Annotated in this window: 15 protein-coding genes; 11 read left to right on the forward strand and 4 right to left on the reverse strand. The window is 56.7% G+C overall.

Annotated elements, in window-relative coordinates; all coding sequences use genetic code 11:
- The first annotated feature begins 2 nt into the window (after positions 1–2).
- The 3 genes from nqrM (at position 3) to AAFH99_RS10105 (ending at position 2,246) form a co-directional block, all read left to right on the forward strand.
- The gene (gene nqrM / locus AAFH99_RS10095) at positions 3–266 is read left to right on the forward strand and encodes a (Na+)-NQR maturation NqrM (RefSeq protein ID WP_406827665.1); all 264 of its coding nucleotides are present in this window, start codon (positions 3–5) and stop codon (positions 264–266) included.
- Positions 267–384: 118 nt separating this feature from the next.
- Positions 385–1,782, forward strand: a complete 1,398-nt coding sequence (sthA, locus tag AAFH99_RS10100; protein ID WP_043316468.1) for a Si-specific NAD(P)(+) transhydrogenase — start codon at positions 385–387, stop codon at positions 1,780–1,782.
- Positions 1,779–2,246 carry a thioesterase family protein gene (locus tag AAFH99_RS10105; protein WP_043316466.1) on the forward strand — a complete coding sequence of 156 codons (468 nt, stop codon included), beginning with the start codon at positions 1,779–1,781 and terminating at the stop codon, positions 2,244–2,246. The genes sthA and AAFH99_RS10105 overlap by 4 nt, the downstream gene beginning before the upstream one ends.
- An 87-nt stretch (positions 2,247–2,333) precedes the next feature.
- On the opposite strand, the gene AAFH99_RS10110 is transcribed toward AAFH99_RS10105, so the two are convergent.
- The gene (locus AAFH99_RS10110; RefSeq protein ID WP_051686916.1) at positions 2,334–2,636 is read right to left on the reverse strand and encodes a hypothetical protein; all 303 of its coding nucleotides are present in this window, start codon (positions 2,634–2,636) and stop codon (positions 2,334–2,336) included.
- Positions 2,637–2,820: 184 nt separating this feature from the next.
- Here AAFH99_RS10110 and AAFH99_RS10115 point away from each other — a divergent pair, with 184 nt between their 5' ends.
- The 4 genes from AAFH99_RS10115 to AAFH99_RS10130 all read left to right on the forward strand — a co-directional run bounded on the left by AAFH99_RS10115 (position 2,821) and on the right by AAFH99_RS10130 (position 7,935).
- Positions 2,821–4,452: an alpha/beta hydrolase gene (locus AAFH99_RS10115; protein ID WP_406827666.1), complete on the forward strand. Its 1,632-nt coding sequence runs from the start codon at positions 2,821–2,823 to the stop codon at positions 4,450–4,452.
- A gap of 102 nt (positions 4,453–4,554) precedes the next feature.
- Positions 4,555–5,796: a lipoprotein-releasing ABC transporter permease subunit gene (locus AAFH99_RS10120; protein WP_043316461.1), complete on the forward strand. Its 1,242-nt coding sequence runs from the start codon at positions 4,555–4,557 to the stop codon at positions 5,794–5,796.
- A gap of 112 nt (positions 5,797–5,908) precedes the next feature.
- Entirely contained in the window at positions 5,909–6,658 is a 750-nt protein-coding gene (gene lolD / locus AAFH99_RS10125; protein WP_051686915.1) for a lipoprotein-releasing ABC transporter ATP-binding protein LolD, read from the forward strand.
- Between the two features lie 8 nt (positions 6,659–6,666).
- Positions 6,667–7,935, forward strand: coding sequence for a lipoprotein-releasing ABC transporter permease subunit (locus AAFH99_RS10130; protein ID WP_043316459.1), 1,269 nt, complete (start codon positions 6,667–6,669; stop codon positions 7,933–7,935).
- A 102-nt stretch (positions 7,936–8,037) separates the two neighbouring features.
- Here AAFH99_RS10130 and AAFH99_RS10135 read toward each other — a convergent pair whose 3' ends face one another.
- The 3 genes from AAFH99_RS10135 to AAFH99_RS10145 form a co-directional block, all read right to left on the reverse strand.
- Complete coding sequence (locus AAFH99_RS10135; protein ID WP_406827667.1) at positions 8,038–10,710, reverse strand: polysaccharide lyase family 7 protein; 2,673 nt, start codon at positions 10,708–10,710, stop codon at positions 8,038–8,040.
- 552 nt (positions 10,711–11,262) lie between these two features.
- Entirely contained in the window at positions 11,263–13,944 is a 2,682-nt protein-coding gene (locus tag AAFH99_RS10140) for a polysaccharide lyase family 7 protein (protein WP_406827668.1), read from the reverse strand.
- A gap of 450 nt (positions 13,945–14,394) precedes the next feature.
- Positions 14,395–14,928, reverse strand: coding sequence for a DUF2062 domain-containing protein (locus tag AAFH99_RS10145; RefSeq protein WP_043318055.1), 534 nt, complete (start codon positions 14,926–14,928; stop codon positions 14,395–14,397).
- A 423-nt stretch (positions 14,929–15,351) separates the two neighbouring features.
- Between AAFH99_RS10145 and AAFH99_RS10150 the strand changes: the two genes are divergently transcribed.
- From AAFH99_RS10150 to acnD, 4 genes are all read left to right on the forward strand, one after another.
- The gene (locus AAFH99_RS10150; protein WP_081847910.1) at positions 15,352–16,104 is read left to right on the forward strand and encodes a GntR family transcriptional regulator; all 753 of its coding nucleotides are present in this window, start codon (positions 15,352–15,354) and stop codon (positions 16,102–16,104) included.
- Positions 16,105–16,132: 28 nt separating this feature from the next.
- Positions 16,133–17,011, forward strand: coding sequence for a methylisocitrate lyase (prpB, locus tag AAFH99_RS10155; RefSeq protein ID WP_043316456.1), 879 nt, complete (start codon positions 16,133–16,135; stop codon positions 17,009–17,011).
- A gap of 362 nt (positions 17,012–17,373) precedes the next feature.
- Complete coding sequence (prpC, locus tag AAFH99_RS10160; RefSeq protein ID WP_043318052.1) at positions 17,374–18,498, forward strand: 2-methylcitrate synthase; 1,125 nt, start codon at positions 17,374–17,376, stop codon at positions 18,496–18,498.
- A gap of 237 nt (positions 18,499–18,735) precedes the next feature.
- Positions 18,736–21,348, forward strand: a complete 2,613-nt coding sequence (gene acnD, locus AAFH99_RS10165) for a Fe/S-dependent 2-methylisocitrate dehydratase AcnD (protein ID WP_406827669.1) — start codon at positions 18,736–18,738, stop codon at positions 21,346–21,348.
- Positions 21,349–21,560 lie beyond the last annotated feature (212 nt).

The following is a 21,560-nucleotide window of genomic DNA, read 5'->3' on the forward strand; positions in this document are numbered from 1 at the left end:
CCGTGACTATTTATATTCTTGCGTTCATTGTTGTACTGTTGGTCATTACCGGTATGGCGCTGGGGGCCATTGTCCAGAACAAGCCCCTCAAGGGTTCCTGTGGTGGTCTGAACAAGATCGGCATGAAGAAAGACTGCGATATCTGCGGTGGTGACGACGACGAATGCGAGAAAGAGCAGGAACGTCAGCGCCAGGCCGCTCTGGCCAAGGCTGCGTCAACGGATCTCGCTTACGATGCAACCGCAAAAGGTAAGTCGGACCAGTAAACGGCTGCTCAGTGGCGCCTGCGCAAATTATGGCCGTACACATTCGGATGGAGAAGAGCGCTGCCCGTCGGTCGTGCTCCCGATAACAAACGAAAATTAAAATCAAGACAGTACTTCAATGGCAGATTCCAAATACGATCTGGTAGTGATTGGCTCCGGCCCCGCCGGAGAAGCCGCGGCCATGAGCGCCGCTAAAAAGGGCCTGCGCTCCGCAGTAATCGAGCGCAGCGTAGCGGTTGGCGGCAACTGCACCCACAAGGGCACTATTCCTTCCAAGGCACTGCGCCACTCGGTAAAGCAGTTGATGCGTTACAACACCCAAAGCGTGTTTCGTGCACTGGGTGAGCCCCGCCGCCTCACCTTTCCGCAGGTTATGCGTACGGTGAACAAGGTCATCAACCATCAGGTGGAGATGCACACCAGTTTTTATGCGCGCAATCGTGTAGATCTGATCATCGGTGATGCCAAGTTTCTCGATGCCAACCGGGTGGAAGTGCAGTTGGCCGATGGTGCCAAGGAAATTATTACCGCGGAAAAATTCGTCGTGGCCACTGGCTCTCGCCCCTATCGGCCAGCGGACGTGGACTTTGACCACCCGCGGGTATACGACAGTGACACCATCCTGGATATGGAGCACACCCCACAGGCGATCATTATTTATGGTGCCGGTGTTATCGGTTGTGAGTACGCGTCCATCTTTGCTGCGCTCGGTATCAAGGTCGACCTGATCAACAGCCGTGAGCATCTGCTGGAATTCCTCGACGACGAAATTTCCGATGCGCTCAGTTATCACCTGCGGGATATGGGCGTCACCGTTCGCCACCGGGAGGAGTACGCCAAGGTAACCGGCAGTGATCGCGGCGTGGTGATGGAAATGCAATCCGGCAAGCGTATTTCGGCCGATGCCCTGCTGTGGTGTAACGGCCGCTCCGGTAACACCTCGAGCCTCGGCCTGGAGAACGTGGGGCTGGAAGCCAACCACCGTGGCCAGCTCGCGGTAGACGAGCATTACTGTACGTCTGTTGAGAATATTTTTGCGGTGGGTGACGTGATCGGCTGGCCGAGCCTGGCATCGGCATCCTATGATCAGGGGCGCGCGGTAGCGGCAGCGATTGTCGGCCGTGGGCACCGCGTGATCGAAGACGCGCCCACCGGTATTTATACCCTGCCGGAAATTTCTTCCGTCGGTAAAACTGAATCGGAACTGACCAGTGCCAAGGTGCCATACGAAGTAGGGCGCGCGCTGTTCAAGCATACCGCACGGGCACAGATTTCTGGCGAGCGTGTGGGCATGCTGAAGATTCTGTTCCACATCGAGACCCACGAAATTTTGGGTATCCACTGCTTTGGTGCGGAGGCCGCGGAAATCGTCCATATTGGCCAGGCGATCATGAAGCAACCGGCGCCGAACAACAGTATCGATTTCTTCGTCAATACCACCTTTAATTATCCCACCATGGCGGAAGCGTATCGCAGTGCTGCGCTGGATGGGCTCAATCGGGTAATGCGACTGTGACAGAACCATCGGCAGATGAGTTTCGCAAGCTGATGGAGGGCGTCTTTGAACAGGTGCCCTTTGTCCGCGAAATTGGACTCAAACTGCATGATTTCAATTTTGCCGAACAGACTCTGTCGGCAAAATTTCCACGCACCCCGAAATTGATTGGAAACCACTATCACAATATCCTGCACGGTGGCGTGATCGCCACGGCGCTGGATACCGTAGGTGGCTTTACCGCGATGGTGGCGGCCTATCATCGTATGGGGGGCGCCATTGACTGGGAAGAAAAAGTCCAGCGGCTCACGCGCCTGGGCACCGTGGACATGCGTGTGGACTACCTCAAGCCCGGTCGTGGTGAAGAGTTTATCTGTGCGGGATCGATTCTGCGGGTAGGCAACAAACTGGTGGTCAGTCGTATGGAATTGCACAATGAGAAGCAGGAACTTATTTCAACAGGTACCGCGACCTTCCTGTACTGATTGATCGGGCTCGGCATGTGAACATAAAAAACGCGCTGACTGAAAAGTGAGCGCGTTTTTTTGTGCCCGTGGGGCAGTTTCGCCGATTCAACCCCGATGCTTGGCAACGGTGTGCAATACGCGGTCGTACTCGAAATAGACGAAGAAGTCGGCGTACTCCCAGCGGGTAATTGCTGGCTCGCCCACCGGGCCCTGAATGTTGAGCGGTTCACCGAATTCTTCTGTGACTTTTTCCTGCTTTTTGCCGCGCAGGTGATCAGCCTCTGCAGCGTAACCCTGTTCGCCAACGGGAACCTCGACGGTGTCTGCCTGGGTAAATGCGGCGCCTGACAGGGCGGCACAGGTCAGGCTGGCGAGTGTCAGCGTGCGCATGCGATTGCTTGAGAACATTGGGGCTCTCCGGTCTGATTATTGGAATCGGATAATGGACGTTGCCACGATTAAACCAGATATTCTGCCCAAACACGCGGCATTCTTCACGTTTTTCATGTGCCGTGCTGCCCGACGTCTTATCCCGCCGGCTCCAGCCCTGTGCTAGGCTGAATCTCGAACAGGGATAACCGGACAGTCACGGATGAGGTTTGCACACTTCTTCACCAGTGGTGGCCTGCTGGTCGGCACCATCTTTTTCGCGCTCTCGCTGACGCCCTCACTGATTCCGCGAGAGGGTGTCACTCAGGGGGTGATCTCCGGGGTTGCACTGGCGGCAGGCTACGGTGTGGGTGTTTTTCTGACGTGGTTGTGGCGGTTTCTGGAACTGCCTTCGCTGAGTGACAGAACCCGCACCCGGCTGCGCTGGGTGGTCAGCGGGGCGTGTCTGCTACTCGCAGTGGGATTCCTATGGCGGGCCGCCCACTGGCAGAATTCCGTACGCGCATTGATGGGAATGGAAGAGGCGCCTGGCGTCCGCCCCATAGTGATTGCGATGGTGGCGGTACTGCTGTTTCTGGTACTGCTGCTGATCGCCAAGGCATTTCGGTGCTTGTTTTATTTCCTTGCCGCCCGCTTCCAGCACCGGGTGCCCCGACGGATTGCGGGGCTGCTGGCATTGTGCGGCGCTTTTGCGCTGTTCTGGGCAGTGTTCAACAAGCTACTGATTAAAGAGGTGCTGCACCGGGTTGATGGTATCTATCAGCGTCTGGACGCCAGCGAAGCCCCGGATCTGCCGGCACCCACCGGTGCGCTGGCGCCGGGCGGTCCGGATTCTCTGGTGCGCTGGCAGGATATGGGCCATCAGGGGCGACGCTATCTGTCTCTCCGCCCGAGGGCGAAGGATATCGCCGAAGTTACCGGCGACGCCAAGGATCCCGTCCGGGTCTATGTAGGGTTGAACGCCGCCGATACCCCCGCTCAGCGCGCCAAGCTCGCTCTGGATGAACTTAAGCGGGTAGGGGGCTTCGAGCGCTCCTACCTGATTCTGATCACACCCACCGGTACCGGCTGGGTCGACCCGGGTGCCATCAATTCTGTGGAATATCTGTTGGGTGGCGACGTCGCCAGTGTCGCCGCCCAGTACTCATATCTGCCAAGCCCGATCGCTCTGATGACCCAGGATGCCTACGGTCGCGAGACAGCGCGGGCGGCTTTTGAGGAAATCTATGGGTACTGGCGCAAGTTACCTCACAGCTCCCGTCCCAAGTTGTACCTGTTCGGCCTGAGCCTAGGTGCGCTCAACTCCGATCGCTCCTTTGATTTTTACGACATTATCGATGACCCCTTCCACGGTGCCCTGTGGGTTGGGCCGCCATTTCGCAGCGATACCTGGCGTATGGTGACCGCAGAGCGGGACAAGGGCTCGCCTGTCTGGCTACCCGAATTTCGCGGGGGGGCTGTGGTACGCTTCGGCAATCACTTTGAGGGCTACAACCGCGGGGACGCCAACTGGGGCCACTTCCGTATTGCCTACTTGCAGCACGGCAGCGACCCCATTGTGTTCTTTGATCCAAACGCGGCCTACCGCGAACCGGCCTGGATGAAAGGCACTCGCGCGCGGGATGTGTCCCCGGATCTGCATTGGTACCCGATTGTGACCATGCTGCAATTGGCAATGGATATGCACGCTGGGCTCGCCCCGATGGGGTACGGGCACAGCTATGCGCCGCAAGACTATGTGCGTGCGTGGCACCAGTTACTGGCCGTACCCGGTTGGGACAAGGCAAAAATCGAACAACTCAATAAACATCTATCAAAATGGAATCCTCGTTGAGTTATGTCGTCCAAACCTGAGTGCTTCCGACCTGGTATCGGGGCGGCGCATCCGGCTCTAAATACTTGGATTTCTTGGCGTTTTTCCGCTTAAATCACCGTCATGATAAAACCTGTTCCTCTCTATATCGGCCTGCGCTACGTGGCCGCCCGCCGGCGCCAGCAGTTTATTTCCTTTATCAATGGTTTCTCCCTATTGGGTATGGCTCTGGGGGTCTTCGCGCTGATCGTGGTGACTTCGGTCATGAACGGTTTCGATCGAGAGTTGAAAACCCGAATCCTGTCAGTCGTGCCCCATGGGTTTGTGGAGCAGAAAGGCGGCCTCGAAGATTGGCCAGCCATCGCCACTCAATTGCGCGCGCAACCGCATGTGCAGGCCGCCAGTCCATTTGTACGCGGCTTCGCACTGCTTGGTGCCAACAATCAATCCCAGGGGGTGGAGTTTCAGGGCGTCGACCCGGTGGCGCTACGGGAAGTTTCCGCGGTGGGCGAGCATATGCTGGTAGGCAGCCTGGATGGGCTGGAGTCGCGCAGCTACAACATCGTGCTCGGGCGTATTCTCGCGCGTCAGCTGGGTGTCATGCCTGGCGACAGTGTCATTCTTACGCTGCCGGATGTCGTGATTACCCCCGCCGGTATTTTCCCCCGCACCAAGCGTTTTACCGTTGCCGGTGTTTTCTCCGTGGGCGCTCAGGTGGACCAGAATATGGCGCTTATGCACTTGCAAGATGCCGCGCGCCTGCTGCGGATGCCCGGAAAAGTCCAGGGGCTGCAGCTCAAGTTTGATGATATGAACAACGCCCTCGGTCGTGTGCAAGGGTATGCCTCAAACCTCGGGGAGGGGTTTACCGGCGAAGACTGGAGCCACTCCCAGGGCAGTCTGTTCCAGGCGGTCAAAATGGAAAAGACCGTGGTCACCCTGATGCTGATGATCATCGTCGCTGTGGCGGCCTTCAATATTGTTTCCGCACTGGTGTTGATGGTGGCGGACAAGCGTTCAGATATCGCCGTACTGCGTACCCTCGGGTTGACTTCACGTCAGATCATGGCGGTATTCGTGGTGCAGGGCAGTGCCATCGGCATTATCGGTGCGCTGGCTGGCGGACTGCTGGGCACCCTGATTGCGCTGAATCTAACGGATATCGTGTCCTGGATTGAGCAGGTGATTGGTGCGCAGATTTTTGATCCGCGGGTCTTTTTCGTCAGCTTCCTGCCATCGGAATTCCGACTGGGGGACGCCATTACGGTGTTGAGTGCCGCGATCATCATGAGTCTGCTGGCAACCCTGTTCCCAGCGTGGCGCGCCGCACAGATCGCCCCGGCAGAAGCGCTGCGCTACGAGTAACCGCTGTAGTGTCTGGTGGATGCGCTGCGCTTATCCGCCCTGAAACGACGAAAGCACCAAAACCGTAGGGTGGATAAGCGCAGCGCATCCACCAACTGGAAATGAATATAAGATGAATAGCCAAGTGGAAATACACCCGGAAGAATCGACCCCGTACCCGGCCGCTGATGTGGTACTGGCCTGCCGACAGCTTTCCAAATCCTACCGGCAGGGCGCCAATGAACTGGCGGTGCTGCGGGGGGTGGAATTGCAGGTTCCCAAGGGGGAGCGTCTTGCCATTGTTGGTGCATCCGGTTCCGGTAAATCGACGCTGCTCAATTTGCTTGGTGGCCTGGATACACCCACCTCTGGTGAAGTCTGGGTGGGTGGCAAGAACCTGGCGGCGCTCAATGCCAACGAGCGTGGCTGGCTGCGCAACAGCAGTCTCGGTTTTGTCTATCAGTTTCACCACCTGCTGAATGAATTCAACGCGCTGGAAAATGTGGCCATGCCACTGCTGATTGGCAAACAGTCAGTGTCGGAAGCCCGTGCGGCAGCCACGGAAATGCTGCAGGCCGTTGGCCTCGGAGAGCGCCTGGATCACAAGCCCGCGCAACTGTCCGGTGGGGAGCGTCAGCGTGTGGCCATTGCCCGCGCGCTGGTGGCGCGTCCCGCCTGTGTATTGATGGATGAGCCCACCGGCAATCTCGACCGTGCGACCGCTCAGGAAATTCACAAGCTGATGGATCGTTTAAACAGCGAAACCGGCATCAGCTTTGTCATCGTCACCCACGACCCGGATCTGGCCGGTGCGTTGGATCGCTGTCTGCATCTGGTAGATGGCGAGCTGGTGGAAGACTGGAAGCCGAGCGACGGCGTTTAAGGAAAATAATGTTCAAACCTTTACCTGCCTTTATCGGTCTGCGGTACGCAGGCGCCCAGCGCAGCGACGAAGACTCCGCCGGTCTGGTGTCGTTTATATCCGGCCTTTCCATGATCGGGCTGATTCTCGGTGTGGCATTGATGGTCATTGTCATGTCGGTGATGAACGGGTTTGACCGCGAGTTGCGCGAGCGGATTCTCGGCATCATGCCCCATGCCACCGTCTACAACACCAACCCGGATATCAACTGGACCGCGGTACGGGACCAGATTGCCGCTGCCGACGGTATTACCGCCGCCGCGGAAGTGTGGCAGGTGAATGGGCTTGCAAAAAGCGGATTGGAAGTAACACCGTTGCTGGTGCAGGGTGTAAATCCGGAAACTATCGTCAATGTGTCGACGATCGGCGACTTTTTACAGCCGGGTAGTTTTGCTGCACTGACCAGTGACCCCGCCGAGCCCGGCATAATTCTCGGTAAAGGCATTGCCGATAAACTGGAAATCGGTGTGGGCGAGCAACTGTCTGTAATCGTGCCCCAGAGTGCCAGTGGGAATAGTGGCGGTCGTTCCGCAGCACAACTTGCCGGTTTTAAGGTTGTCGATATTTTCCATTCCGGTACCGCACTGGATCATTCCCTGGCCATTGTGGACTGGGCGCAGGCGCAATCCCTCGCCGGTGGGGCAGGGGGAGCCGGTGTGCAGATGCGAATGCAGGATATGCTGCGTTCCTTCTCCGTATTCCAGAGCCTGCTGCATCAACTCCCGGTCGAGGGCTATTACGGCAACGACTGGACTGGTACCCACGGCAATCTTTACCAGGCGATCCAGATGTCGCGCAATCTCGTGAGTCTGTTGGTCTTCCTGATTATTGCGATTGCTGCATTTAACGTAGTTTCCACTCTGGTAATGGTGGTGATCGACAAGCATGGCGATATCGCAATTCTGCGTACCATGGGGGCGAGTACCAAGGAGATTCTGCTGACGTTCGTCAGTCAGGGTGCTTTGGTTGGTCTGGTGGGTGTGCTGGTGGGCGGTGCGCTCGGTGTGCTTGGCTCACTGGTGGTCACCGATGCGGTAGCGGGGCTGGAGTCCCTGTTTGGTATTCAGTTCCTCAAGTCCGATGTGTATCCGGTAGATTATCTTCCATCTGAGTTGCAGTGGGGTGATGTGGCACTGGTGGTCGGTGCCGGCTTCCTGCTGAGCCTGATTGCAACGCTCTATCCCGCGCTTCAGGCAAGTCGCGTGCAGCCAGCGGCCGCACTGCGACAGGACTTCTAATATGTCATGCCGGACTGGGTCCGGCATCCAGAGAATCGAAGTACTGGCTCCCGGGGCAAGCCCGGGATGACGAAAATGCCCCCGTGGCCGGGGGCACATTATTTACTGATGATCTACCCAGAAATCGTGAACAACCACTTCACCGTAGTTGTCCGGATGATCGGTGTAGTCACCTTCCTCTTTGGGATTACTCTGGGTGTAGTTGCCAATCTTGAAGTAGGCATCTCCGTAGTCCAGATCCATCACATAATCGTTGGAACCGTCTTTTACAAGATACTGGCTTGCATTACCTGACAGGAATGCTTCATTCAAATTGCCATCTTCGCTGTAGTAGACGTAGTGCTTGCCATCCACAACCTCAAAGATCACCTCGTGACGGGTGCCGAGCTTGTAGTCCTCTTTAATAGTGACATTGCTTCTCAGCTTGCCACCATTAAAGCTCAGGAACAGATGCTCGCCCTCCAGACGTACAACCAGAGAATCGTCAATGCCCTCGTCCTTGTTGCCGTGGATCTGTGTGGCAACCAGCTCATCCTTCACGATCGGCAGATGGGTAATCGCCTGATCCACATATACGATGTGCTGGCCGTCTGTGGTCCAGTAAATATCCTTGCTGCCATCGGCCACACGCTCGCGAAGCTCTGAGCGAATGTTATCCGAGTTCGGCGTAGTGCCATTGTTACTGCGAACCGGTGCGCGGAAAACCATACCGTCGCCGGCTTCGTTCAGGAAGAAATACTCATTGTTGGGCTCACCACACAGAGTCTTGTCTTCCCCACCGTCGGGGTAAGTGATTTTCCACTGGTTGCAGTTTTCCATCAGGTCAGATGGAACGGTTGCGGAGCCGGAAGAACCACCGCTGCTGCCACCGGACGAACTGCCTGAAGAGCTGGAAGAGCCACCGGAAGAGCTACTGGACGAACTTCCACCAGAGCTGGAGCCGGAATCATTGTCTCCATCGTGTGACACTTCCAGGTTGTAGAAGGAAACCTGCGCGTAGTCGTCGCTGTCACCACCATTGTTCTGGTTGTAGTTACCGGCTTTAAAGTAGAACCAGTCATCGTTGTATTCTTCGGCCCAGAAAACGGTTTGGCGCGCCCAGGTACCATCGGACTTGGTCACGGTTACCGTCATTTCACGGCCTTCCACATTGACCTCGTAGCCAAATTTCTCACCCAGGGCAATACCGTCTTCCACCGGTTCCACCGTAGAGGTCAGACCATACTTGTCGGTATCGGACTCACCAAACAGCGGGATGAATACTTCAGTATCGGAGTCTTCATAGGCCATATAGACCCAGCCTTTGGTGTGGCCCGGTAGTTTGCGGTAATACAGTTTGAAGGGCTCGTGATCCGAGGCGTGAATCTGGCCAACAATCACACGACCCACACGCCACTCGGAATCGGAGTCGTATGTGTCGGATACCCGGTCTACAGAAACCGTGGCCTTCATGTTGCCGTCCACAGCGCCCGCGGCGTTGCGGTCGGAGCTGGAGGCGGTGGAAATGACCCAGTTATTGCCGAGATTGGTAGTGCCTGCACTTTCGTTCAGCATCTCACGCAACTCGGTGCGGGAGTAAGAGGAGGTGGAGGTAGAACCGCCGTTATTCGGGCACTGAAATACCATGGCGCCGGTGTCGCGGTCGGTATAAAACTCATCGGCACTTACTTCTGGTGGGAACTTTTCATCGGCATCCGGATAAGTGATTTTCCAGTTGCTCAAATCAAAGTTTTCATCAGGGTCTGCGGAAGGATCCAGATTGGCCAACGGCAGAGTGCCATCGGTACCGTAAACGAGACAGCCCACAGTAACACTGTCGCCGGAGCTGGAGGTATCGCAATCGGAGGAACCACCACTGCTACCGCCGCTGCTTCCGCTTCCGCTGCTGCCACCGCTGCTGCTACTGCTGCTCCCACCGCCGATCGGGTCGGAGTGACCGTTGTCTTCACTGATGCGGATCTCAGACAGCGAGTTCCAGGAGCTATCGCTGTTTCCATAACCGAGATAGCGTACATAGCGCGCTTCGGTTTCAAACAGTGAGAAGCTTTCCCAGGAAGCCGTGTCGCCGCTGCTTACACCGCCGGAAAGAACGGTTTGCCAGCTGGAAGTGTCATCACTGGTCTGGATGTCAAATGAAAAGCTGCGCTCGTCGCCTTTGTGAAAGGCGATGTCAACACTGCCGATTGTCTGGCTTTTGCCGAGGTCCAGCTGCAGCCACTGGCCACTGCCATCGGCAGACCAGCGAGTTTCCAGGTCATCATCCAGGACGTTGGCCGCGATGTTTTCCGCTTCGCTACCACTGGCGGTTGCGACTATCTCGGGTACACAGGCAGTACAGCCGGGATCTTCAATTTCATCACCGGGATCATCAGAACCGCTGCCGCCGGTAGTGAGGATATCGACTTCGCTGATACTGTTCCAAGCGTTGGCCGAATTACCGTAGCCAACAATGCGTACATAGCGCGCGTAGGAGTCGGAAACTTCGACACCTTGCAGCTCGTCAGAGCTGTAGGGCTGCTCATCGTCGTACACGGTTTTCCAGTTACTTCCGTCAATGGAAGTCTGAATCGTAATGGTACTTGTACGCTCATCACCTTTGAAAAAGGCAATTTCCAGCGAGTCGACGGTGTAGTACTTACCCAGATCATACTGGATCCATTGACCCTCACCTTCGGCTGACCAGCGAGTGGATAAATTATTGTCGAGCGTATTTTCGGGCTTGTTCCCGTCGTGGCTCGAAGCAGTAACATTTACTGGTTCTACGATTTGGCTCATCGCTGCTTGTGAAGCAAACACTAGAGCCGCCGTTGCCAATTTTGTTGGCAACCATTTTCGCGCGTTCATTTTTGATTCCCTTTGGGTTTTTTTAGCGCGCACAATCCCACCGATGAACGCTCAGGTTCACCTATGAAATGTGACGCAATTGTTTTATGGAGAAATTTTTACAAACTGCGAAACCACATTTGTGGCTTTTGTAAAAACGATCAAGTCAGCTCAGGATGGATTCGAGTGGCTTAATCGCTGGCTACATTAGTGAAGTGAAAAAACCTTCGTCAATGAAAATTCTGACAAATTCTCTGAATTGGTTGACCAGTTGGTAAGAAAGGTGACTCGCGTCTAATAAATGGTTTTTTTCGGGGAAATACATCAAATATTAATTGGGAGGATAGTACCAAGTGGGTGCGTGGGACTGGTCGTTTACGAGCACTGGTAAAACGGCGGGAAATAAAAAATTGAGACCTAGTTCGTAAAACGGGTGAGAAGGGGTATCCCGGGCTGAGCCCGGGATACGGAAAAAGTGCCCCCGCTACGCGGGGGGCACGTCACTTACTGGTGGTCAATCCAGTAATCATAAACAACTACTTCACCGTAGTTGTCCGGGTGATCCGCCAGATCTCCTTCGCGATCAGCATTACTCTGCGTGTAATTACCGATCTTGAAGTAGGCGTCCCCGTAACTGCGATCCATCACATAGTCGTTGGAACCGTCACGCACCAGGTACTGGTCGGCATTGCCAGATAGGAAGGCGTTGGCAAGGTTGCCGTCTTCGCTGTAATAGGCGTAGTGCCGGCCATCCACTACTTCGAAAATAATTTCGTGAGTGGTGCCCAGCTGGTAGCCGGTTTTGATGGTGAGATCATCCCGCAGTTTGCCGCCGTTAAAGCTCAGGAACAGGTGATCGCCTTCCAGTCGCAAGACCATAGCGTCATCGATACCTTCACTTTTATTGCCGTGAATCTGCGTTGCTACCAGGTGATCTTTCACCATCGGCAGATGGGTGATTGCCTGCTTCACGTACACGATGTGTTGACCATCGGTGGTCCAGTAAACATCCTTGCTGCCGTCGGGCTCACGCTCACGCAGCTCCGAACGGATGTAGCTGGAGTTTGGCGTGGTGCCGTTGTCGGTACGAATCGGAGCGTAAAACACCATACCGTCGCCCGCATCGTTTACGTAGAAGTACTCGTTGTTGGGCTCGCCGCACAAGGTTTTATCTTCTTCACCGGTGGGGTAGGTGATCTTCCACTGGTTACAGTTTTCCATCAGGTCAGACGGAACAGAACCGGAACCGGAAGAGGAGCCACCAGAGGAACCGCCGGAAGAGCTGCCAGAAGAACTACTGGAAGAACCGCCGCCAGAACTGGAGCTGGAAGAGCCGCTATCGCCGTCGTGGGTAACCTCAAAGTTGTAGAAGGAAACCTGGGCGTAATCGTCGCTGTCGCCACCATTGTTCTGGTTGTAGGAACCGGCTTTAAAGTAGAACCAGTCGTCGTTGTACTCTTCAGCCCAGAAAATGGTCTGACGTGCCCAAGTGCCATCGGCTTTGGTCACTGTCACGGTCATTTCACGGCCTTCGACGTTGACCTCATAGCCCCACTTCTCGCCAAGTTCGATACCGTCTTCTACCGGCTCAACGGTAGAGGTCAGGCCGTACTCGTTGGTGCCGGATTCACCAAACAATGGAATAAAGATTTCCGTATCGGAATCTTCATAGGCCATGTATACCCAACCCTTGGTGTGCCCAGGCAGTTTGCGGTAGTACACCTTGAACGGCTCGTTGTCAGACGCATGAATCTGACCGACAACAACGCGGCCCACACGCCACTCAGAACCGGAGTCGTAGGTGTCGGACACGCGGTCTACAGAGATGGTGGCTTTCATATTGCCATTCACGCCCGCAGCAGCGCTCTGGTCAGAGCTGGAAGCGGTGGAAATTACCCAGTTGTTGCCCAAGCTGGTGGTTCCCGCACTCTGGTTCAACATCTCACGCAGTTCACTGCGGGAATACGATGAGTTGGAGGTGGAACCGCCGTTGTTGGGGCACTGGAATACCATGGCGCCAGTTGCCGGATCGGTGTAGAACTCATTCGCACTGACCTGCGGCGGGTACTCCTCACTGGCATCCGGATAGGTGATTTTCCATTTACTCAGATCAAAGTTTTCATCGGGATCGGCGGATGGGTCCAGGTTGGCCAGAGGCAGAGTGCCACCAGAGCCATACTCCAGGCAGCCCACAGTCACACTGCTTCCGGTGCTGGAAGTTTCACAGTTCCCGGAGCCACCGCTGCTGCTGCCACCGCTGCTACTACTGCTGCTTCCACCGCCCACTGGATCGGTGTTGCCGTTCTCTTCACTGACGTTCATTTCAGTTAGTGAGTTCCAGGAGTTTGAGCTGTTGCCGTAACCCACGTAGCGCACGTAGCGCGCTTCGGTTTCAAACAGAGAGAAGTTTTCCAGCGCAGTGGAATTACCACTGCTGACACCGCCGTAAAGTACGGTTTCCCAAACGGAACCATCGTCACTGGTCTGGATATCGAACGACGAGGTGCGCTGATCTCCCTTGTAGAATGCAATATTTGCACTGCCCACTACCTGCGACTGACCCAGGTCTAGTTGCAGCCACTGGCCACTGCCATCTGCGGACCAGCGGGTGCCCAGGTCATCGTCCAGGACATTTTCCGGACCGTTGCCGTCATCGCTGCTCGCAGTGGCGACCACCGCAGGCTCACAGGCCGGGCACCCGGGATCGCCCGGATCACCGGGGTCATCTTCGGAGGTGGTAATGTCCACTTCACTGATACTGTTCCAGTCGTTAGAACTGTTGCCGTAACCCACAATGCGCACGTAACGCGCGCTGCTATCAGTCACATCAAATGTCTGCAACGCGGCGGTGCTGGAAGGCTGATCGCCGGAGAAAACCGTCTGCCAGCTACTGCCGTCGGCAGAGGTCTGAATATCCAGTGTCGCGGTTCTCTGATCGCCTTTGTGCAAAGCAATTTGAAGCGCTTCGACGGTGTAACTGGTTCCGAGGTCATATCGGATCCACTGTCCGTCACCCTGCGCGGACCAGCGTGTAGAGAGGTTGTTGTCGAGAGTATTTTCAGGTGTGTTGCCATCATCGCTAGACGCAGTGACACCCACAGGATCAGCAGCAAAACTCACTGTCGCTTGCGAAGCAAGCAACAGCGCAGCCGCCAATTTCATAGGCGAGTATTTCTGCACATTCATTACATAATTCCTTGCATTATTGTTTTTCACAGCGCGCACGAACCCACGGACAAGCTTTTGGAGGAAGCTCGCCTAGAGAGTGTGCCGCGCGATGAAATTCATTAAAGAAATTATTACAAACTACGAAACCACGAATGTGGTCATTGCAATAACGATCAAGCCAATAGTTATTATGTGGATAAGGCCTGATCGATATTTACATTACTGAAACGAAAAATCGTTCGTCAATTAAAATCCCGAGAAATTGAAATAATTGGTTGACCAGTTCGACTTTTTCGAGAACTACGTCAAAATCATGATACTTTTTCCGAATAAAATTCTGTTTGAGTGGCGGTGAATATTTAATGGAAACAAGTCAGAAGAAAGGGACGTTCGGGTGGAAAAGGAGGGGAATAAGAAAACAATGTGTGACGCGGGGCGGAGGTGCGAGAGTAAATCTGTGACTGTTTTTCAGCTTTGGTCGAGTTGGGATTTACGTTGAGCGAGGCGCGCTTTCCAACGCTTCACCACTTGCCAGCGCCAGATGGCCTGCATCGCAAAGTACGCGGCGGTGGCAAAGAAGATCGCGAAAATCAGGGAGCCGGAAAACAACGGCAACCAGATACGCCCGACTTCTTCCGTAAGCCACTCCCAGGACAGCTCGATCTTGAATTGCATGGGCGGGGTGCCGAGTATCCATGCGCCAAGCTTGTAAGCGCTATAGAAAATCGCCGGCATGGTGACCGGGTTGCTGATCCATACCAGAGCCATGGACAGCGGCAGATTACAGCGGAACCACAGCGCCAGCAGTGCGGCGATCAGCATCTGGCCGGGGAGGGGGAGGAAGCTGGTAAAGATCCCAACGGCAAAGGCCACCGACACCGAATGGCGGTTCAGGTGGAACAGGTTGGGGTCGTGCAGCAGGGTGCCAAGGAACTTCAGGCCGTTATTGGCGCGCACCTGTTCGGGAGTTGGCAGCCAGCGCCTGATAATACTCTTAGGCATGATGTCGTTCTGCTCGGTACTCTCGAAATTGGGTCCGGTCGGGTCACCGGTACTACATAAGCGGCGGATCTGGTGTTCAATTGCCGATACTTTATAAGGATAGAGTGTTCAGCATAGATTCCGCTGGCGCGGCCCTGGGCCGGCGCGGGCGCTATTATGCCCATATCGCTATTTCAAGACTACCATTCCTGGCCCGAACCCCACGAAGTACCCGGGTTCCGCTCTAATCCCTCCAGATCCGTCCTTATTGTCGGCAAGTTCAGCTCTAAAGTCAGTGACCTGCGAGTCAGTCGCTAAATGACAAAATGTTGACACAATTTGCGGTTGACGCGGAAAAGGTGGGCAAATATCCTGCTTCAAACTAAAAAGTGTCGACAATCTTGGTCGGCATATACCGGCACTCGAATCGGGATAGTGATGACGATGGAATCCGCCAAACACCAGCCGAGCGACACGTCCGGCCTCGCGGCATCAGCGCGACAAGGGGAAGCATCCAACGCACCCGCGGGCAAACCCGCCCGCGGTACTCAGAGCCTGGCTGACCGACTGTTCCTGTCACTGCGTAAAGATATCGTCGAAGGTCGAATTGCCGCGGGCAGCAAGATCAGCGAACCGGAGCTGGCCCGTCGCTTCGACGCCAGCCGTGGCAGCCTGCGGGAAGCGCTGATGCGTTTGGAGTCCCTCAGCCTGATCGAGCGCAAGGTCAATGTGGGCGCACGGGTAGTGGAACTCACCGAGCGCGGCCTGCTGGAAATCTACGACGTGCGCGAGGCCCTGGAAGGCATGGCCTGCCGCCTTGCCGCTGAGAACCGCAGCGAAGAAGACCTGGTGGAACTGCGCCAGATGCTCAACCGCCACGAACAGCAGGAAGAACTGAAGAAGGGCACCGCCTACTACCAGCCGGAAGGGGATTTCGACTTTCACTTCCGGATTGTGCAGGCGTCGCACAATGATCTGCTGATCGACACCCTGTGTAACAAACTCTATTACCGCGTGCGCATGTACCGCTATCAGCTCGGCATGGCCAGCCCCCGCGCGCACCGCGCCTTCCGCGAACACAGCCACATCATCGAAGCCATCGAAGCAGGGGATGGTGAACTGGCAGAAATCCTGATGCGCCGCCATATCCGTGCGTCGCGCAGCAATATCGAAAACAAGCTTTCCCAGCAGAATTAACGCGAAAATTACCAGAGAAGAGGCAGTTATGAGCAGACCAGAATCCGCCGGCGCACGCTTCCGTCAGGCCCTGAAAGACAACCAGCCACTGCAGGTTGTCGGCACCATCAACGCCTACACCGCCATCATGGCGGAGCGTATCGGCCATCAGGCCATCTACCTGTCTGGCGCCGGTGTGGCCAATGCCTCCTACGGTCTGCCGGACTTGGGCATGACCAGCCTGGATAACGTGCTGGAAGACGTACGCCGCATCACCGCCGCCACCCACCTGCCGCTGCTGGTAGATATCGACACCGGCTGGGGTGGTGCATTCAATATCGCGCGTACCATCAAAGAAATGATCCGCGCCGGCGCCGCTGCGGTACATATCGAAGATCAGGTAGCCCAGAAGCGCTGCGGCCACCGTCCGAACAAAGAGATCGTCTCCAAAGAGGAAATGGTCGACCGCATCAAGGCCGCAGTAGATGCCCGCGATGACGACGATTTCTTCATCATGGCCCGCACCGATTCCTTCGCACAGGAAGGACTGGAAGCCGCCATCGACCGCGCCCAGGCCTGCATCGAAGCCGGCGCCGACGGCATCTTCGCCGAAGCCGTGACCGAACTCGAACACTACCGCGCCTTTAAAGACGCATTGAACGTCCCGATCCTCGCCAACATCACCGAATTTGGTAAAACCAAGCTGTACAACAAAGCCGAGCTGGGCGAGTCCGGTGCCGACATGGTCCTCTACCCGCTGTCCGCCTTCCGGGCCATGAACAAGGCCGCGGAAAACGTCTACACCAGCATCCTGCAAAACGGCGACCAGCAGGCGGTTGTCGACACCATGCAGACCCGCGCGGAACTCTACGACTACCTGAACTACCACGAGTTTGAAGACAAGCTCGACGCACTCTTCAAGAAGTAATCGATCCACCTACCGTCATCCCGGCGCATGCCGGGATCCAGAGCGGAGGCAGACAAGAACCACCAACCTGGATGCCGGATCAAGTCAGAGGTCGTCGACAGGCACCGAACTGGTTCCCGGCATTCGCCGGCATGACGAACAACAAACCCAGCGTCATCCCGGGCTCGATCCGGGATCCAGTCAGAGGTCGTCGACAGGCACCGAACTGGATACCGGCATGCGCCGGCATGACGAACAACAAACCCAGCGTCATCCCGGGCTCGACCCGGGATCCAGCCAGAGGTTGTCGACAGGCACCGAACTGGATACCGGCATACGCCGGCATGACGAACCAAAAACGCAAACTGATAGGGGAATTAGAGATGGCAGAGAAAAAAGTTGGCGGAGCAGGCTTGCGCGGCCAGGTAGCCGGTAAAACCGCACTGTCCACCGTAGGCGTATCCGGCTCCGGCCTGACCTACTGCGGTTACGACGTAAAAGACCTGGCAGAAAACTGCGAGTTCGAAGAAGTCGCCTATCTGATCTTCAACGGCGAACTGCCCACCCAGGCCCAGTTAAACGACTACAAGGGCACCCTGAAAACCATGCGCGGCCTGCCCGTAGCCCTCCGCGAAGTGCTCGAGCGCATCCCCGCTGACGCACACCCCATGGACGTGATGCGCACCGGCTGTTCCATGCTCGGTAATCTGGAAGGCGAAGAGTCCTTCGACCAGCAGCAGGACCGCGCCAACCGTCTCCTGGCTGCATTCCCATCCATCATCTGTTACTGGTACCGATACAGCCACGAGGGCGTGCGCATCGAAACCGAAACCGATGACGACTCCATCGGCGGCCACTTCCTGCACATGCTGCGCGGCGAAAAGCCCAACGACCTGCACGCACAGGTAATGAACGTCTCCCTGATCCTGTACGCAGAGCACGAGTTCAACGCCTCCACCTTCACCGCGCGCGTATGTGCCTCCACCCTGTCTGACCTGTTCAGCTGCATCACCGGCGCCATCGGCTCCCTGCGCGGCCCGCTACACGGCGGCGCCAACGAAGCCGCCATGGAACTGATCGAGCGTTTCTCTTCTGCCGACGAAGCAGAAAAAGAACTGATGGGCATGCTCGAGCGTAAAGAAAAGATCATGGGCTTCGGCCACGCGGTCTACACCGAATCCGACCCGCGCAACGCCATCATCAAGCAGTGGTCCGAGAAACTGGCCGCCGATGTTGGCGACGACGTACTGTACCCGGTATCCGTACGCTGCGAAGAAGTCATGTGGCGCGAGAAGAAGCTGTTCTGTAACGCCGACTTCTTCCACGCGTCCGCCTACCACTTCATGGGTATTCCCACCAAGCTGTTCACCCCGATTTTCGTGATGAGCCGCGTAACCGGCTGGGCCGCCCACGTATTCGAACAGCGCGCCGACAACCGCATCATCCGCCCAAGCGCGGAATACACCGGCCCGGAACTGCGCAAGGTAACCCCAATTTCCGATCGCTAATTTGTACCCCGTCATTCCGGCGCATGCCGGAATCCAGCTCCCCTGAACCACCAGCGGGCACTGGATCCCGGACCAAGTCCGGGATGACGAAAGAAATGCCCATCATTCCGGCCTTCCCGTCATTCCGGCGAAGGCCGGAATCCAGCTCCCCCAAACGCGGGCACTGGATCCCGGATCAAGTCCGGGATGACGGGTAAAGAACATCAAGCACCAATCAACCCGAACGGGTGATATACGATGAACACCGAATACCGCAAAAAACTTCCCGGCACAGACCTCGATTATTTCGACACCCGCGAAGCCGTCGAAAACATCCAGCCGGGCAGCTACGAAAAACTCCCGTACACCTCCCGCATCCTCGCGGAGAACCTGGTACGCCGCTGCGAACCCGAAAACCTCACCGCAGCCCTGAAACAGATCATCGAGCGCAAACGGGACCTCGACTTCCCCTGGTTCCCCGCGCGCGTCGTCTGCCACGATATTCTCGGCCAGACCGCACTGGTGGACCTCGCCGGCCTGCGCGATGCGATCGCAGAGAAGGGCGGTGACCCCGCCAAAGTAAACCCGGTGGTGCCCACCCAGTTGATCGTCGACCACTCCCTGGCTGTCGAACACCCCGGTTTTGAAGAAAACGCGTTTGAGAAAAATCGCGCCGTGGAAGAGCGCCGCAACGAAGACCGCTTCCACTTCATCAACTGGACCAAAACCGCGTTTGAAAACGTCGACGTCATCCCGCCCGGCAACGGCATCATGCATCAGATCAACCTGGAGAAAATGTCTCCGGTGGTGCAGAAAAAAGAGGGCCCAGACGGAAGCACAGTGGTATTCCCGGATACCTGCGTCGGCACCGACAGCCACACCCCGATGGTGGATGCGCTCGGCGTAATCTCCGTAGGTGTGGGCGGTTTAGAGGCCGAAAGCGTGATGCTCGGCCGCGCCTCCTACATGCGCCTGCCCGACATCGTCGGCGTCGAGCTGACCGGCACACTGCGCCCCGGCATCACCGGTACCGACATGGTTCTGGCCCTGACCGAATTCCTGCGTCGCGAGCGCGTAGTAGGTGCGTATCTCGAATTCTTCGGCGAAGGCGCCTCCAGCCTGAGCCTGGGCGACCGCGCCACCATTGCCAACATGACCCCGGAATACGGTGCCACCGCCGGCATGTTCGCCATCGACGAACAGACTATCGACTACCTGAAGCTCACCGGCCGCGATGACGAGCAGGTAGCCCTGGTAGAAAAGTTCGCGAAAGAAACCGGCCTCTGGGCAGATAGCCTGAAGAATGCTGAATACGAGCGCGTACTCAAATTCGACCTCTCTGCTGTAGGCCGCAACCTCGCAGGCCCTTCCAACCCGCACGCACTGCTGCCGGTCTCCGAACTGGCGAACCGCGGTATTGCCAAAGAGTGGGAAGAGAAAGAAGGCGAGATGCCGGACGGTGCGGTGATCATCGCCGCGATTACCAGCTGCACCAACACCAGCAATCCGCGCAATATGATTGCCGCAGGCCTGATCGCGCGCAACGCCAACAAGCTCGGCCTGACCCGCAAGCCCTGGGTAAAAACCTCCCTGGCACCGGGTTCCAAGACCGTAAAAATGTACTTGGAAGAAGCCGACCTGCTGCCGGAACTGCAGCAACAGGGCTTCGACGTGGTCGCTTTTGCCTGCACTACCTGTAACGGCATGAGCGGCGCACTGGACCCGAAAATCCAGAAAGAAGTGATCGATCGCGACCTGTACGCCACCGCCGTACTGTCCGGCAACCGCAACTTCGACGGTCGTATCCATCCCTACGCTAAGCAGGCCTTCCTGGCTTCGCCGCCCTTGGTCGTTGCCTACGCCATCGCCGGCACCATCCGCTTCGATATCGAGAAAGATGTACTGGGCCACGACAAAGACGGTAACCCGGTGACCCTGAAAGATATCTGGCCGAGCGACGAAGAGATCGACGCGATCGTCAAACAGAGCGTGAAGCCCGAGCAGTTCCGCGAGGTCTACATCCCGATGTTCGATCTCAATAAAGCGGAAGCAGAGAAGGGCGAGCCGCTGTACCACTGGCGCCCACAGAGCACCTACATCCGCCGCCCGCCATACTGGGAAGGCGCACTCGCCGGTGAGCGTACATTGAAAGGCATGCGCCCGCTGGCAGTACTCGGTGACAACATCACTACCGATCACCTGTCGCCGTCCAACGCGATCCTGGCCAGCAGCGCCGCCGGTGAATACCTGGCGAAAATGGGCCTGCCGGAAGAGGACTTCAACTCCTACGCAACCCACCGCGGCGACCACCTCACTGCCCAGCGCGCCACCTTCGCCAACCCGAAACTGTTGAACGAAATGGTGCGCGATGAAAGCGGTGCCGTGAAACAGGGCTCTCTCGCCCGCGTGGAGCCGGAAGGCAAAGTCACCCGCATGTGGGAAGCCATCGAAACCTACATGGACCGCAAGCAGCCGCTGATCATTATCGCCGGCGCCGACTACGGCCAGGGCTCCTCCCGCGACTGGGCGGCGAAGGGCGTGCGCCTCGCCGGTGTCGAAGCCATCGTGGCCGAAGGCTTCGAACGCATTCACCGCACCAACCTCATCGGCATGGGTGTGCTGCCTTTGGAGTTCCAGCCGGGTACTACGCGCGAGACTCTGGGCATCGACGGTACCGAAACCTTCGACGTAATCGGCGAGCGCACCCCAGGCACAACACTCACACTTCTCATTCACCGCAAAGACGGCGAAACCATAGAAGTACCGGTGAAATGCCGCCTGGATACCGCCGAAGAAGTCTCCATCTACGACGCCGGCGGCGTACTGCAACGCTTCGCCAACGACTTCCTCGAAGCCGAAGCAAACGCCTAAACCAAACCCTCGTCATCCCGGACACGATCCGGGATCCAGAATACCTCGTCATGCCGGACTTGATCCGGCATCCAGTAAAAACCCTCGTCATACCGGACTCGATCCGGTATCCAGAGGATCGAAGCACTGGACCTCGGGGCAAGTCCGGGATGGCGAAAGAACCAAACCGTAGGGCGGATAAGCGCAGCGCATCCGCCATTTTCGCGAGAAGC

Source organism: Microbulbifer sp. ARAS458-1, assembly GCF_045348205.1.
GTDB lineage: Bacteria > Pseudomonadota > Gammaproteobacteria > Pseudomonadales > Cellvibrionaceae > Microbulbifer.